General features: G+C 61.3%; 10 protein-coding genes. All 10 read right to left on the bottom strand.

What is annotated here, in order from left to right; all coding sequences use genetic code 11:
- Positions 1 to 154 precede the first annotated feature (154 nt).
- Entirely contained in the window at positions 155 to 775 is a 621-nt protein-coding gene (gene hisH, locus PLL20_08800; GenBank protein ID HPD30078.1) for an imidazole glycerol phosphate synthase subunit HisH, read from the bottom strand.
- Positions 776 to 803: 28 nt separating this feature from the next.
- Positions 804 to 2,093 (bottom strand): aminotransferase class I/II-fold pyridoxal phosphate-dependent enzyme, encoded by a 1,290-nt coding sequence (locus PLL20_08795; protein HPD30077.1) that lies wholly within the window; start codon positions 2,091 to 2,093, stop codon positions 804 to 806.
- Positions 2,094 to 2,333: 240 nt separating this feature from the next.
- Entirely contained in the window at positions 2,334 to 3,830 is a 1,497-nt protein-coding gene (locus PLL20_08790; GenBank protein ID HPD30076.1) for a tetratricopeptide repeat protein, read from the bottom strand.
- A gap of 264 nt (positions 3,831 to 4,094) precedes the next feature.
- Positions 4,095 to 4,571 (bottom strand): flagellar export chaperone FliS, encoded by a 477-nt coding sequence (gene fliS, locus PLL20_08785; GenBank protein HPD30075.1) that lies wholly within the window; start codon positions 4,569 to 4,571, stop codon positions 4,095 to 4,097.
- Positions 4,572 to 4,740: 169 nt separating this feature from the next.
- Complete coding sequence (gene fliD, locus PLL20_08780) at positions 4,741 to 7,827, bottom strand: flagellar filament capping protein FliD (protein ID HPD30074.1); 3,087 nt, start codon at positions 7,825 to 7,827, stop codon at positions 4,741 to 4,743.
- A gap of 193 nt (positions 7,828 to 8,020) precedes the next feature.
- Positions 8,021 to 9,442: a flagellin gene (locus PLL20_08775; protein ID HPD30073.1), complete on the bottom strand. Its 1,422-nt coding sequence runs from the start codon at positions 9,440 to 9,442 to the stop codon at positions 8,021 to 8,023.
- A gap of 594 nt (positions 9,443 to 10,036) precedes the next feature.
- On the bottom strand, positions 10,037 to 11,485 hold the full coding sequence (locus PLL20_08770) for a flagellin (protein ID HPD30072.1): 1,449 nt from the start codon (positions 11,483 to 11,485) through the stop codon (positions 10,037 to 10,039).
- 788 nt (positions 11,486 to 12,273) lie between these two features.
- Positions 12,274 to 13,728 carry a flagellin gene (locus tag PLL20_08765; protein HPD30071.1) on the bottom strand — a complete coding sequence of 485 codons (1,455 nt, stop codon included), beginning with the start codon at positions 13,726 to 13,728 and terminating at the stop codon, positions 12,274 to 12,276.
- A gap of 105 nt (positions 13,729 to 13,833) precedes the next feature.
- Positions 13,834 to 14,085 carry a carbon storage regulator CsrA gene (gene csrA / locus PLL20_08760; GenBank protein ID HPD30070.1) on the bottom strand — a complete coding sequence of 84 codons (252 nt, stop codon included), beginning with the start codon at positions 14,083 to 14,085 and terminating at the stop codon, positions 13,834 to 13,836.
- 234 nt (positions 14,086 to 14,319) lie between these two features.
- Complete coding sequence (locus tag PLL20_08755; protein ID HPD30069.1) at positions 14,320 to 14,772, bottom strand: flagellar assembly protein FliW; 453 nt, start codon at positions 14,770 to 14,772, stop codon at positions 14,320 to 14,322.
- Positions 14,773 to 15,033: the final 261 nt, after the last annotated feature.

Raw genomic sequence — 15,033 nt, 5'->3', positions numbered from 1 at the left:
ATGCGGAAAGGATTCCGCGGGGGATGCGGCCCGGAAAGGATTCCGGGCCGAGCGGAGATGGGCCGAAGGGGGCGTCGGCCCTACTGTGGTGCCGACGCGGGCGAGCGCCTGCGGGGATTCTTGTGCAACCCGGGGGAAATACGCTCAAGTCCCTTCACAAGCGAGCGAAGTTCTCAAGAATTCTCAGGCCTACCTTCTGGCTCTTTTCGGGATGAAACTGGGTGGCGTAGAGGTTACCGCGGCAAATCATCGCCGCGAACGGACCGCCATAGTCGCACAGGCCGCAGGCCACGGAGCGATCAACCGGCGACACGTAGTATGAGTGGACGAAGTAAAAATACTGGGGGCTTGTGAGGCCCTCCAACAACGGACAGGACCCGGTCCAGGCCACCTGATTCCATCCCATGTGCGGGACCTTGAGGCCGGCGGCCTCGGGCCGCCCCGAAAAATCGAAACGCAACACGCGCCCCGGGATGATGCCGAGGCCTTGGTGTTCGCCCTCCTCGTAGCTGACGTCAAAAAGGAGCTGGAGCCCGAGACAAATGCCCAGGAACGGTCGGTCCGATCGGGCTGCCTTGACGAGCGGTTCGACGAGGCCCCTCTGACGAAGATTGGCTATCGCATCACCGAAAGCCCCAACGCCGGGGACGATGATCTTGTCCGCCCGCTGCACGTCGGAAGGGGCGGACACGATGGCGGCAGAGGCTCCCACGCGTTCGAGAGCCTTCTGGACGCTGCGCAGGTTGCCCATCCCGTAGTCAACGATGGCTATCACGATTCGACACCGCGGACCCGTGCGGCTCCTATTCGTCGGGAATGTTCACTTCAGAGGGCTGCCGGGCTTGCGTTTGCCGACCGGGATTGGCAGGCCGCTTTTTTCGGAGCGGTGTACCCTTGATCGGCTTTTTGCCGATTGCACGGTGGATCTGCCGCATTGCCTGCCGCAGGCGCTGCTCGTTTTCCACCAAGGCGATTCGAACGTAGCCCTCGCCGTTCTCACCGAAGGCCCGGCCCGGAGCCAGAGCCACCTCGGCCTCCTCCATCATCCGCATGGCGAAATCAATCGATGACCGGCCGGCCAAGTGTTCATCCTTGACACGTGCCCAGACGAACATGCTCGCCCGGCATTTCTCCGCCTGCCAACCGAGGCGCTCGCACCACTCAAGGACAACGTCGCGCCGCCGCTGGTATGCCTGAGCCTGTTCTTCGACAAACTCGCGGCAATGCCGCAGGGCAATGATCGAAGCGATTTGAACGGCCTGAAAGATGCCGTAATCGTAGTAACCCTTGATGGTTCCGAGCGCCTCGCACATGGTCTGGTTTCCGACGCAAAAGCCGATGCGCCAACCGGCCATATTGTAGGGTTTGCTCATGGTAGTGAATTCGACGCCTACTTCCTTGGCTCCCTCTGCCGCAAGGAAGCTCGGGGCTTTGTATCCGTCGAAGCAGGTCTCGCCGTAGGCAAAGTCGTGGAGAACGGCGACGCCGAATTCCCTGGCGAGCGCCACCGCCTTGTCGAAAAACGGCGGGTCGACCGTCATGGCGGTGGGGTTGTGCGGATAGTTGAGGATCAGGAGCTTGGGCCGCGGATAAAGATGCTGGACCACGTAACGAATCCGTTCGAGGAAGGCTTCATCATTACCCAACGGGACCGAGATCACGTTGGCGCCGGCCAAGGCCACGCCGTAGACGTGGATCGGGAAAGCGGGATCTCCGACGACAGCGGTGTCACCGGGTCCAAGCATGGCGAGGAGCAAATGACTGATACCCTCTTTGCTGCCGATGCAGGCCACGACCTCGGTCTCGGGATCCACCTGGACTCCGTACCGTTCGTGGTAGTGGCGGGCGACATCCCGGCGGAGGTTGAGCACACCCTTGGACACACTGTATCGCTGGTTGCGGGGATCGCGGGCCGCCTCGCAAAGCTTGTCAACAATGGGCTGGGGGGTGGGGTCGGTGGGGTTGCCCATCCCCAGGTCAATAATATCGATGCCCTCCTGACGTTTCTTGTGTTTGAGGGCGTTGATTTTCGCGAAGAGGTAGGGCGGCAGCCGAAGCAACCGCTGCGACGGCTGGATCTTGAAATCGGACATATCTCTCATCCTTCCTTGCTCGGGGCGACAGCCCGGCGACGTTCGCCCCCCCGCCGGCATGCCCCGTCTCCCCAGGGCCGCGCCGGTCGCCCGGAATCACAATCAGCGGTTTCGCTTGTAGAGGCTGGAACCAACCGCCGGGAGCAAATATGCCGATCACCCATCGGCGTCTCCGGCACCCCGGGCCAAAATGGTGATTTTACACAAGAAACCGCAGGTTGAAAAGGCAGGTCTCATGGCCTATTTCGAAGGAGCGGCGCCCGGTCCCGGGGGGGATATACCGCTGCTCCCGGCGACCTTTTCGAGAATCTGCTTGGCAACAGCGTTGTTCGGATCCAACGTCAGCAGTTCCTTGCAGGTCAATTCAGCATCCGTGACCAGATGCACGCGGAACTGCAGATCGGCAAGCGTCTCGAGGTAGGACGCATCTCCGCGGGCGGCCGGTGGCGCACGCAGCAAGTCGTTGAGGGCGCCGTGAAGCTGAAGAGCATGTTGGGTTGCCGACTGTTCCTGGCGACACCGAGCCAAGTCCACCACCAGACGGACATCCCCGGGGTTGATGGCGGCCGCAATCGACAGGATCTGCTGCTGAACCTGCAAACACCCGGAGAGAACCCCGAGGCGAGTCATGTCCGCCGGTGCATCCTGGAGGCCGGTACGGGCCAGCCGGACCGCTTCTTCGATTTCAGCCCGGGCGGCATTGAACATCCGGCGCTCCTCGTCGGACATGGCGTTTCCCTTTTGTTGCACCCCGCTCTGGGCAAGGAGTATCTGCGCGTGGACGCTTCGATAGGCGGGGTTGCCGGGGCTTTTCTTCACCGCTTCCTGAGCCACCGACAAGGCCTTGGGGCGAAACGCGGTTTCCTGGTAAGCTCGGGCGAGTTCCAGGAGAATCTCAGGGTTTTCAGGATCGAGCGATCTCGCCGTTTCAAGCGTGCTGACGGCCTGATTCAAGTATCTGCGTTCATAAAGGAGCCTACCCAATTCCAGGTGAGCCTGCGGGTCCTTAGCTCCGTCCATGCAGATGCGAGGATTGACGTATGTCTTGTAGCGATCGATGGCCTCGGGGCTACCCTTTGCCCGGAGGACACGTGCGATTCCGAGCAGCGCCCGCGGATTGTACCTGTGCCGCTCGTATCGCAGTACGGTCCTGTAGATCTCCTCTGCCGTGGCAACGTCCCCCATCTCCAATGCCAGCGGGCCGGCGTATTCCGTGTAGGTCTTGACGGCCTGGTCGATAAGCGTGTTGCTCTTCTCGGCCGCATCCGGGAGAGAAGCATCCGCCCGAACGACCGACGCCCGAATCTCGTACATCTGAGCCGCCGACTGGTATGCCGAGAGATTGCGGGGTTCCTGCCTGATCACCTCGGTGAGTATCTTTTCCGCATCGTCCCATCTGTGGGATTGGGCCAATTGGCGAGCCAGCTCGATCAGCTCCTTGGTTGACATCCCCGGCTTCACTTCCGATATTCCAGCCAAACCGGCCAATGCCCCGGAAGGCGGTTCGGCTTGCGTCGTTGTCGCGACATTCTGCGCGGGGGCCGGTGTCAACTGGAGCATGGTCCAGGCAATCAGAAAGAACAGCGAACCTGAAACCGCCTTCACGCGTTCGACGAAGTGCGTGAGCCGGGGAGGCGATTTCCGTCGGTCATGCGCAGCCTTTGTCACTGCCTTTTCCGAGAAGCAGCCTGTCAGAAGCCCATCGCCAAGGGGCCCAGGGTTTTCTTTCGCCATCATGAAGCCTCCTGCCCAAGGCGGACCGCCTTTTTGCGGGCCGCAAAGATAGCGCGGTACGATCCGGAAACATGAGCGCAAGCGGCCCACATCCCTGGCCGTAAGGTTCCGGGACGGCCAAGGCCAGGATCGTCTGTCCCAGCACCTGAACAGCCGTCCCATTCCGGGCGTCACAAGAAGACATCGGGCAGGCGACGGCCGCCTATGCAAGAAAAGTCGTTTGGGACTATATGGATGGGGTTCAAGACGGTCAAGGCAGGCCGAGGATCACCCTTCGAGACACAGCGTCCCATAACTGGGAGCGGCCGTCTGTTCGCCGACCTTGGAGGACTGGGCGTCGCCGGCTTGTGACGAGTTCACGCCGGAGCGTTCCTGCTTGAGCCTTTCTATCAGCATCACCCAGGTTTCCCGCTGGAACTCCAGTAATCCCAGGGCGTCGTTGGCAGCTTGCAGCTCGCGGCTAGAGCAGGCCTCTATGAGCTTGCGATAGATGAAGTTATAGATGCCGGCCATCCGCTTGCACAGCTCGCGGTCAACGTCGTAATTGAGAGCGTTCAGCATTTCCAGGATGATCTGCTGAGCCCGGTTGAATGCATTGAAGCACTGTTCCCAGTTCTTGTCCTCGATGGCCTTGATGCCCTGTCGGGTGAACCGGATGGCCCCGTCATAGAGCATCAGCTGGAGCTGCTCGGGGCTGGCGGTCAGGATGGCGTCTCGGAGGTATGGATTCGGTTCCCGGCTCATCGTTGGTGATGTTATCGGTTACGCGCGGGGCGCGGTTCACCACTTTCCGGGAAGCTCCCGGCGCCAACTCATTCGCCATGACGGCAAGGACAATAGCGATGGAGTCAGAGAACATGGTCCGAGAATATGCGCCGGCGGGCGTTCGGGGCGTGTCCTTTCGCCTCCTGCATCATTTTGTCTTTGTCGAGTTGACCAACGCGGCAAGGCCGGCCAATGCGCTCTGCTGGCTTTGAAGCGAAGACAAGGCCGTCTCCATGGCATAGAACTTGGCGTACAGTTGAGCTTCCTTGGCATCTATCCGCTCCTGAAGCTCCTCCTGCCGCTTGACATATTGATCGATTTCATCCTGGAGGCTCTTGTTACGGAGGGTCAATGTCCCGTCGACGCTACTGGTCAGCCGCGACAGCAGGCTATCGAGTTGGCCGGCGATGCCGATCTGAACAGACTTTCCTTCCTTGTTCTTGACGATGCGAGTGAAAAGCTCATTTACGGCGTCCGGGTCTTCCTCGAAGGCCTGTCGGAACTTCTCTTCGTCAAACTGGAGTTTTCCGCCGCTCTTGGTCATCAGCTTCAAGCCCACCTGGGTCACGTTCGTGTACTTGAGCGATGAATCGTTGACATTGGCCAAGAGGACGCGGTAGAGCGAATCGCGAACCTGCATGGTTGTGCCATCACCGAGCAGCAAGCCTCTCGTATTGGTGGCGGCTTCGAACTTGGTCAGCTCCGCGACCTTATCCACGAAGAGGTTGAAAGCCTCGACGAAGCCGTTGATGCCCGCAACAACCGTATCGACATCGTTTTGGACGTTGACCGTCACGGGGAGGTCGCTGGTCTGGGTCAGATTCAACGTGACACCGCGAATGGCATTGCTGATCGAGTTGCTGCCGCTTGCCATCACCACTGCGCTGGAGGAGTTCAGATCGCCGACGACGACAACCGCATCCCTGGCGTCGCTGAGCAGATTCAGCTTCATCATGCCGGGCGTGGTATGGAGGGCCATTTGCCCTGCCAGCCCGCTGGTTTGGGAGGTGAGCGTCAGTCGATAAGGCTGCCAGGCGGATCCGTCGTTGATGACGTTCGCCTGAACGCCGATTTTGGCATCGTTGATCTTGCTGACCACGTCGTACAGCGTGTCATCGGCGTCCACCTCGATTCTGCTACGGTAGCTGGACGTGATTTCGCCGTTCTGGGCTGATCCCTTGATACCCAGATCGGCGGCGGCGCCCCCCCCTGCCACGTCGCTTACACTCATGGTCAGCGTGCCCCCGGCGGTATCCACCAGTTTGATACCGTCACCATCCTCATTGATGCCGGCCTCGACGCCGACGAACAACCGATTGATTTCCCGCAGCACGTCGCCCACCGTCCGGTGGACATCCTCGTTCAGGGTGATCGTGGCGGAATTGCCTCTGCTGTCGCTCAACCGGATCTGGCCGTAACGAATCCCCTTACCGTTGCGTAGTGAGGCCAGCAGAGTGTTTTCGGAAATGAACTGGCGATTCAGGTTGCCGCTGACGAGCACTCCGCCCCGATCCGTCAGGCCCAGATCTTCGGCAAGAGAACCGGCGGCAGACATCGGCCCAGTGGCACCGCTCGTGTCGGTGATCGCGATCTCGGTCCCATTCACGCCCACCTCGGCGTGCAAACGGCCATCGGCGTTGATGATGTTGATCACGTCCGCGAGGGTTTTGGCACTTGTGAAGTCCAGGGAAAACACTTCTCCGCTTGCCCTCGTGAATTCGACCAGGCCGACCCGCACGCCCGCACCTCCCTTGAGCGACTTGAGCATGACGGTGTTCAGGCCGCCCAGGAGATCGCTACCGGTGAAGGTGCTGCCGCTGAAAGACCGCTCGGTCGCGGATCGCGAGTCGAGCAACCCCAGATCGTAAGCCGCAAGCGATCCGTTGACCGCTGAAACCAGCGTGTCGTTAAGACCCGTGGTGTTGTCGGTGATGGTGATTCCCTTGCCGTCTGCCGATAGGGCAGCGGTGACGTAGCCATTGTTGCCCTCGGCGTACTGAATGGCACGGAGCACGTCGCCAATCGTCTCGATCCGATAGATTCCGCGACCGGTTACCCCACTCTCGGCGGTGTCCGCGGTGATGCCGAGATCAGCGGCGGCGTAACCTTTGACATCCTCGATCCGCAGGTTGCGGTCGGTACCTCCGGACCTGTCGGTGATAACCAGTTTGTTGCCGGATATGGAAACGCCGAGCGACAGCCCGGCATTCGTGATCGCGTTACTCACATCCTGCAAGGTTTGAGCCGACGAAAGATCAATCTCGGCGCCGGCGCCCGCCCGGTTCGTGATGCGGATGACTCGCTGACCGGTTTCGTCGGCGCGCACGCCGAGGCCGGAATTGAGCATTGCCAGGTTCATGGTGAAGCGGAGGTTTTCGGATAGAGTGGCCTCAAACACCTCGCCGCCCTTCAGCTCGAACCGCAGGTCCGAAAGCAGGCCGTTTGACCGGACTCCCAGACCATCGTTGAGGGCCGTCAGGCGCGTCGTGGCGGTCATCCACAACATGTCCTTCCCGACGGCCCGGCCGGAGGAGAAGGTGCCGGCGATACCCATATCGCTTGCCGCGCCGCCGCCTGACAGATCGGAGATGACGAGATTTCCCGAAGACAGGCCCGTCGTGTCGGTGATGACGATTCGGCCTCCATCCACCTCGGCCTTGACGCTGATTCCGGTCTGGGAATTGATCGCATTGAGGATGTCGGCGACACTGGTCGGCGCTCGGAGGTCAACGTCGGCCGAAGCCCCGCTTCGATCCGTAATCCGGACCATCCCCCGCCGGATCCCGTTGAAACCGTTCAGCGTGGAAACGGCCGTCTTGGGATCCACTCGCGCCTGGGAGGGGGCAAAAATGAGGGTCCCGGCTCCGACAGGGGTCCGGTCGGGATCAGCAAACCCGGAGGACACGACCTGATGGGAGGTTGCCAGCGACTTGACGAGGAAGCTGTATCTGCCCGTGCTTGCCGTTGTCTTGGCGGTGGCCGTCAAGACGCTTTCGTTGGAGCTGGTGGCGCTCTTGACCTTGAAGGCCGAAGGCAACACAAAAGTGTGGATCAGGCCCTTGGCTCCGAGCAGCAAGGCGCTGAGCTCGGTGTAGGCGGTCTGCCGTGCCTGGGTGTCCGTGACGCGCTGCTCGAGGCGTTTGATCGGGCGGCTCTCGATCTCGATGAGCTGGCTGACAATATCCTGGATATTCAGTCCGGAAACCAGCCCCACCCCTGTTGAAATCGTACCCATCAGGCGACCTCCGTCGTTTGCGCGCAGACTACTACTGGTCTACGTATTCATCGGTGTTGCGATAGAAGGATCTTCACCGTTAAGCGGTGGAGATACGACGGCTTCTCAGGATCAGAACCAGCCGGTTCGACCTGCCGGACTGAAGATTATCGGACAGTACGTAATTGGGGCATGCTCACCCACCGCAGGGGCCCTAGCCCTGCAGCAAAGAGAGCACGTTTCTAGGCAACTGGTTGGCGATACCCAAGACCGTGGAGGTACTCTGCACCAGGATCTGGGCACGGGTCAGATTGGCAACCTCGGTTGCGATATCGGCATCACGAATGGCCGACTCCGACGCCATAACGTTCTCAAGGGCCACCCGTTGGCTGTTCATGTTGGTTTCGATCTGATTGCGTTGGAGCGATCCGAGTCGACCGCGTAAGACGGCAATCTGATTGAGGGCCTTGGTGACCACCCTTTCGGCCTCGGCGCAGTGACCGCCGACGATCGAGTTCCGACCGGCCCCGCGAATCGTGTTGAGGAAGCCATTCTGGACATCGCCCAGGTGAGCGGTACCGATGGACGGGATACCAATGGAAATCTGGCCTCCGGGATTGACATCCGGTCCGATCTGGAAGGTTGCTCCGCCGCCGGTGATGTAGAAATCCGTGCTGGCAATCGTCGTCGCACCCGCCACGGTCAGCTCGATTTCCATGTCAAGGCCATTGGCCCGGAGCAGGCCGGTCAAGGCATCGAACGCAGCCACTTGCCCGTTGATGAGCACACCGGCGTCCTGGCCGTTGTCCTGAATCCTGGCACCTTCGGCCACGATGAAATTGCCCTCCAGGGGCTGGACCGACACAAAGGCTCTTTCGCCAAACTCGACGCTATTGAGCAGAAGCCGCGCGTTAGCGCCCGTCCCGCTGACGGTTGCGGAGACTCCGGTGACAACGGTGCTGGCGTTGATATTCGCGGCGATTTGCTCCACGCTGGAGCCGCTGGTAATGGCCACGATTTCGGTGCCAAGGGTTCCCTGGAGCTCGAGTGTCACGTTGTAACCGATCGAGCTGCCGGCATAGACCAACTGCGCGGTCTGCGCCGACTGGATCACGGAGACAGTGACATGGGTAGCGCCGTAATCAGGCACTCTGGCCCCGAAGAGCATCGCCCGGGCGATTGCGGAGGTATGCAGACCCGAGACGGTGTAGGAGAGACTGCCGTCGATGAGCTTGCGGCCGGCAAAAGTCGTGGTATTCGCGATTCGATCGATAGCTTCGAGAATTGAGTCGATCTGGAGCTGATCGGCCTCGATTTCAGACTGACTGATCGCCCCTTCATTCGCGGCGTGAACGATGAGGCTGCGCAGGTCGAGAATGAGTGACGATACCTCGTTAAGGGCCGCCTCAGCAACGCTGATGACATTCATAGCCCGCTGGGAGTTCTCGACGGCCTGGCTGATTCCCCTGATCTGGCTGCGAAGGACCTCGGAAGCGATCAGCCCGGCAGGATCATCCGCTCCGCGATTGATCCTCAACCCGGTGCTGAGCCGCTCCAAGCGGATGTTGAGGTCGTCCTGGTTGTTGATCAGGCGGTTGGTTGTCGCGATGGCGGCGACGTTGGTGTTGATACGCATGGCATCCTCCGTGACGCGCGAGCGGGCCAGGAAAGCCTGCTACGCCGGGAGCGCGACCTTGCGCTCCGAGGCCGGGACGTGGTGTCCCAGCGATGACTCCACCTGTCCGCAAGGGATTCCTCCCTTTGGGGCAGGCCTGCCGTGGCGGCCCTGCGGCCGCGAAGGCAAGAGCCGCATCGTCCAGATCGATCCTCCCGATCGACCTCCCGCCATCCGCGGCGGGCTGCTGCCGACCCGTTGGCCGGCAACCGACGACTCCTCCTTCGCACCTCCTTGGATTCCGTCCTGAAGAACGGGTCCGATGGGGACAATCGGCATTTCGACAGGGAACGGGTGCATCCTTTAGTTATTGGCCCGCGTTAACGGAGGATTATTTCAGAACCGGAAGCCTGCAAGCGGATATCGGACGTCAGAGGGACAAGCGGTCGGTTGTTTGAAGGTCCGATATTTTTCGGCGGCAGTCCCGGCTCGGCCAATAGAAAGCGGCCGAGCGCGACTCTCGTCGCGTTCGACCGCTATTTGGTCCCGTTTGAGTTCAGTTAGCGGACAGGCTTGCCCGTCGGAGCCGGCTCATATCACCGGTCCATGGTCTGATCAACCGCCGAGCAGAGCCAGCACGTTTCGCGGCTGCGCGTTTGCGAGCTGCAACGTGGAGGTTGCCGCATTGACCAGAATCTGGGCTCTCGTCAATTCGCTGGTTTCTCTCGCGAAGTCCGTATCGCGAATGGCGCTCTCGGCCGCCGAGGTGTTTTCCAGAGCGACGGCCAGGGCGTTGTATGCCGACGTCAGGGTGTTCTTCGAGAACGCACCCAGACGGCCTCTCAGGCTGGAGATCTGCTCGTTGGCCTGTCGGATGATTCGCTGAGCGACCGCGAAGTTGCCCGATGCCATGTCGTTGTCCTGACCTCTGCCAAGGCTGGACAGGTAACCAAGGCCTCCCTTGCCCAGATTGCCCGTTGCCACGTTCTGGATGCCCAGACTGGCGGTGGCGTTCAACCCGAGGGTCGGAGCGATGCTGAAATCAGCACCACCACCGTTGATGTAGAACGTCTTGCTGAGAACCGTTTGCTGAGCAAAGCCCGCGTCGAGAGTAAGGTCAAGGTCGAGCACGGTGGTGTGCAGCGACGCGTCGAGACCCTTGGTAACGGCCTGGGCGCCGTTGATGGTCAATCCGACGTCGACACCGTGGTCGCCGTAGGTGCTGTCGCCGCCGCTGACCGCGAGGGTGGTGCCCTGGATGGTCTGGACGGTTACGAACGCCTCGGAACCGTAATCCGTGCTGTTGAACATCAGGGTTCCGCCGCCGGTAGCGCTGAAGCTGGCCGAGACGCCGGTGAGGGCCTTCGACTGGTTGATGGCGTTGGCGACCTCAGAGAAGCTCGTACCGGAGCCGAAGCTGAACTGCTCGACGCCGTACTTGCCGCTGACCTGCAGGGTAACACCACCGGCCGCAACGGCTGAGCCGCTGGCATAGACGCGGGCGGTCTGCGCGGAGGTTGTGACCTGGACGGTTACCGTCCTGTAGCCGCCCGGCGGGATCCGGGCGCTATTGATCTGCAGGGCTGCGATCGCCGAGCCGCCGGACGGCCCGATGGTGACGCCCGACGTTGTGTAGTCCAGGGTTCCGTTGAGCAGTTTCTTGCCCTGGAACTCGGTCGAGGTTGCGATTCTGTTGATGGTGTCGAGAATCGAGTCGATCTGGAGCTGATTGGCCTCGACCTCGGCCGATCCGAGGGCCGCCTCGTTGGCGGTGGTGTCGACGAGGCTTTCGAGCTCGACGAGCAGGTTGCTGATCTCCTGCAGACCACCTTCGGCCACGGAGATAACCATGTCCGCGCGCTCGGTGTTGTCCATGGCGGCTTTAATGGCCGCGATTTCGCCTCGCAGGGTCTCGGATGCAATCAAGCCCGCAGGATCGTCCTTTCCGCGGTTGATGCGGTAGCCCGTGCTGAGCCTCTCCAGAGAGGTATTCAGCATCTTGTTGTTGCTGTCCAGAATTCGTGCCGCCACCAGAGACGACACATTGGTCATAATACGACTCATTGTACGTGCCTCCAACCAGCCGCGACCGGCTCTTCCGGCGCTCCCCGGACGTGTCCCCCTGTGGAGTTCCGGTCCGATCGGCGGTTTGCGGTGCGGCGCCCATCTGGCGGTTCGCCCGCAGGACAGTGTCCGCTCTTTCTCTGCCGCATCACCCGGGACCTATCGACGACTCGTCGATACAGGTGCCTGCGGTCAGCATTCAACTTCCCTGTCCAACCTCATCCGTCCCGGGGTCAACGCTCAGCTGCTGCGTCGACTTTGCATGGGAAGCCGGAAGCCAGGTCCGCCGATCCTTCGACGGCGAAGGTCGGATCGTCAGCTTCCGGCGCCCGCTTTAGTTTTATCCCGACGCCAGAGAAGGATCGGGACTTCGGCTTGCGAGGCAGTCCGTCGTTGTCAGGTCTCATAAACCGCAGCAGGTCGTTTGGGAGCTTTTGCCCGGTCCTTTTACCGGACAACGGCGTCAAGGACCGAGAATACGAGACGGCGTGATCGTCGCGATCCGGACGAAGAAAACGTGCAGAAAACGCGGGCTTGCCTCGGGGCGGCGCGCGGATCGGCCTTGGGGCGGGCTCGCGGGCCCCGGTCGAGACCCTGCCACCCGGCGCCCGCGATCCGCATTCGTCAGCTCGATTTGCGGCGGATGCGCATCGTTTCGGCCATTACGATTTGCTTCTGAGGCGCAGGTGCTCAGGAGAGGCCGACGCGCTCAGAAGCGATCAAGCTGAGCCTGTGCCGCTGAGCGTGAAGGCGGCCGTGCGCGACCCGCGCCAGGTTGAGGCGCAGTCTTATCCGCCGAGCAGCGCAAGGACGTTCTGCGAGCTGGAATTCGCCAGAGCCAGCACGCTGGTGCCCGCGCTGACCAGAATCTGATTACGCGTCAACCGCGAGGTCTCATAGGCAAAATCAGCGTCGCGAATCGCCGACTCGCTGGATATGAGGTTTTCCATCGTCACCTCGAGCGAGCGGATATTGGTCTGCAACGTATTTCGTTCAAAGGCGCCCAGTCGTCCGCGCAGCACCGACACCTGCCGGTTGGCTTCGTTGACGATCTGCGACGCGTAGTTGGCGTTGGACAGGCTCCTCGTCGGATCGAACGCCTGGCTCGACATCACCTGGCTGAGGTAACCGATCAGCGGATTGCCGAGCCGCGACGCCGCGACCGACTGGATGCCCAGGTTCACCTGCTGGTTGGTGTTGACGTCGGGACCGAGCTGGAAGAGTGCGCCTCCTCCGGTTACGGCGAAGGTCGTGGATCCGATGCCGAAGTTCTTGTCGAGCGTCAGACTGAGTTCGAGGGTGCGGGTCTGGAGGTTCAGCTCCAAGCCCCGGCCGATGACCTGGGCGCCGTTGATGCTGGCGATGGCGTCGCGTCCGATGGACCGCATCGTGCTGGACGACTGCGTGGTGCCGTCGGGGCGATAGAGGGTCAGAGCGCCGCTGCCGGGCAGCAGCGTCACCTCGACGAACTCGTCGGAGCCGAACCCGATGCTCTGGAACGCCATGCCGCTGGCGGGATTGGCGTCGTTCAAGTACACGGCTTCAATACCGCTGGCCTGGCTCTCGCGATTGACGGCCGCCATGATGTCGGTGACGGACGTGCCGGAGGTGAAGCTGAGCACGGTGGTTCCGATCGAGCCGCGGATCTCGACGTTGATGGTGTTGGTAATTGCGCTGTTTCGAATCTGAAGCTGTGCGTGCTGTGCGGACACAGTGACCGCGACGTCGACCGGGATGTAGCTGGCCGTGCCGAACTGGCAGCGATGAATCGCGTACGTTCCGATCATGGTCGGATCGACGCCGCTGGTGACGTAGTCCAGTTCGCCGTTGAGCAGTTTGCGGCCCGCGAACGACGCGGTGTTGGCGATGCGCGTGATGGACTCGATGGCGGAGTTGATCTGCAACTGGTTGGCCTGTTTTTCGTCCTCCGACATAGCGGCGTCATTGGCGATCTCGACGATGAGGCCTTGAATGTCGGTCAGCAGCGAGGCGACTTCGTTGAGCGAGGCTTCCGCCGTCGCGATGATATTGATCGCCCGCTGCGAGTTGCTGATGGACTTTTGGATACCTGAGATCTCGGCCCTCAGGAGCTCTGAACTGATGAGACCGGCCGGGTCGTCCGCGCCTCGATTGATTCGCAGACCGCTGGAAAGCCGTTCCAGGGAAACCTGCAGTTCTCTCTGTGACTGGCGCAGAGCTCTTTGGGCGACAATGGCCGGTACGTTCGTGTTAATCCTAGCCATTTTGCAATCCTCCTTGATTGATCTTGGCTACCAGATCCGTTCTACCTGACGGATCGTCCCGCGAGGAGCTTGCTCGAAAGCCCCGGGCCGCGGGCTCGGTGCCCCCTACCTCTCCTTCGAAGATCCCGAATGATTCGCAGGGGTGCCGGCCACATTGGCGATGTCTTCCGGCTTGACGCCGGCAGCCGCGCGATTTTCCCTCTTGATCGCCTCGTAGACTTCCTTGCGGTGCACCGGGATCTCGGCGGGGGCGTTGATCCCGAGCCTTACTTTGTCTCCGCGGATATCGACAACCGTGATCTCGATATCGTCGCCGATCATGATTGTCTGATCTCGCTGTCTGGATAGCACCAACATCCTCGGCTCCTTCCTTGGCCATGCCGATGCTTCGTGAATAACCTGCTTGTCCGATCATCGAGGCGCCGTGTGCCGGTTTGCAAACGGCTGGTGTGTTCGCTCGGCGAGCGGACCATCACTTTCCTCGCGGGGCAAGCAGCCGATGTCAACGCATCCGCCCAGGCCGAAGCAGTATCGTACCGCGCGGGGTTCCGGCTGAACAGGCACCCCGTTGTTGCGGCCGGGCGATGCGGGTCAGGCCGTCTTGCTCACGGCCTCGGGCTTCCGGCTGAGGTTCATCAGCGGATGGCGGGTCGAGTATCTGCGGTCGGACAAGACCAACTGCTTGGCCTGCCGCGTCTCGACGTTGACCACCAGCGGTCCCTGGAGGTTTCCAGTGAGGATGCTGTCCACCTTGTTGACGATGGTAAACACCTGTGCCCCAGACGGATCGGTCAACCCGATCTGGGTGAGCTCCTCCAGTTTCACCGGAACCACGTAATCCGGAACGAACAGACGCGGATCACAGACGACGAACGCCAGCTCCGCCCGGTCGACGGCCTGAAGCCAGTAGAATCCGCTGTCCTCGGCCGTCTGAATCAGGGCGTACTCATGCTGATCCGGGAAGCCCAGGATTCCTTTCTCGAAACGGATCAGCCTTGTCTCATCCACCTCCAGCGGTCCAAAGCGCGACGTTTGGATCATCATCGCGACTCTCCTCATCTCGACCCATTCCAGGTGATTGGCGGTCCTTCTGCATGTCGTCGACCGGCCGGCGTCATCCGTAACGTCCGTACCACCGGTCTCAGCGACCACCTCCAGTTGCAGAAGGACGACCTGCGTCATCCTGAACGCGACCCGGCTTACCGCTGCCGGGCAATCACGGCTTCGGGCTGCTGGTGGGTCGGTCCGGCAGCCCGACGTGCTCCGCCCCGTCCTTGCTCTCGTTCCCCGCCGGCCTCATCCGCT

It is taken from the genome of Phycisphaerae bacterium (genome assembly GCA_035384605.1).
In the GTDB taxonomy this organism is placed as follows: Bacteria; Planctomycetota; Phycisphaerae; order UBA1845; family PWPN01; genus JAUCQB01.
Note: the sequence above shows the minus strand (reverse complement) of the source record. Positions and strands in the feature narration are given on the sequence as shown.

What these genes read in the sequence shown, in the direction of transcription:
- fliD (HPD30074.1), bottom strand. Translation starts at nt 7,827, where the DNA reads ATGGGTACGATTTCAACAGGGGTGGGGCTGGTTTCCGGACTGAATATC.
- PLL20_08765 (HPD30071.1), bottom strand. Translation starts at nt 13,728, where the DNA reads ATGGCTAGGATTAACACGAACGTACCGGCCATTGTCGCCCAAAGAGCT.
- fliS (HPD30075.1), bottom strand. Translation starts at nt 4,571, where the DNA reads ATGAGCCGGGAACCGAATCCATACCTCCGAGACGCCATCCTGACCGCC.
- PLL20_08790 (HPD30076.1), bottom strand. Translation starts at nt 3,830, where the DNA reads ATGATGGCGAAAGAAAACCCTGGGCCCCTTGGCGATGGGCTTCTGACA.
- PLL20_08755 (HPD30069.1), bottom strand. Translation starts at nt 14,772, where the DNA reads ATGATGATCCAAACGTCGCGCTTTGGACCGCTGGAGGTGGATGAGACA.
- PLL20_08775 (HPD30073.1), bottom strand. Translation starts at nt 9,442, where the DNA reads ATGCGTATCAACACCAACGTCGCCGCCATCGCGACAACCAACCGCCTG.
- PLL20_08795 (HPD30077.1), bottom strand. Translation starts at nt 2,093, where the DNA reads ATGTCCGATTTCAAGATCCAGCCGTCGCAGCGGTTGCTTCGGCTGCCG.
- csrA (HPD30070.1), bottom strand. Translation starts at nt 14,085, where the DNA reads ATGTTGGTGCTATCCAGACAGCGAGATCAGACAATCATGATCGGCGAC.
- PLL20_08770 (HPD30072.1), bottom strand. Translation starts at nt 11,485, where the DNA reads ATGAGTCGTATTATGACCAATGTGTCGTCTCTGGTGGCGGCACGAATT.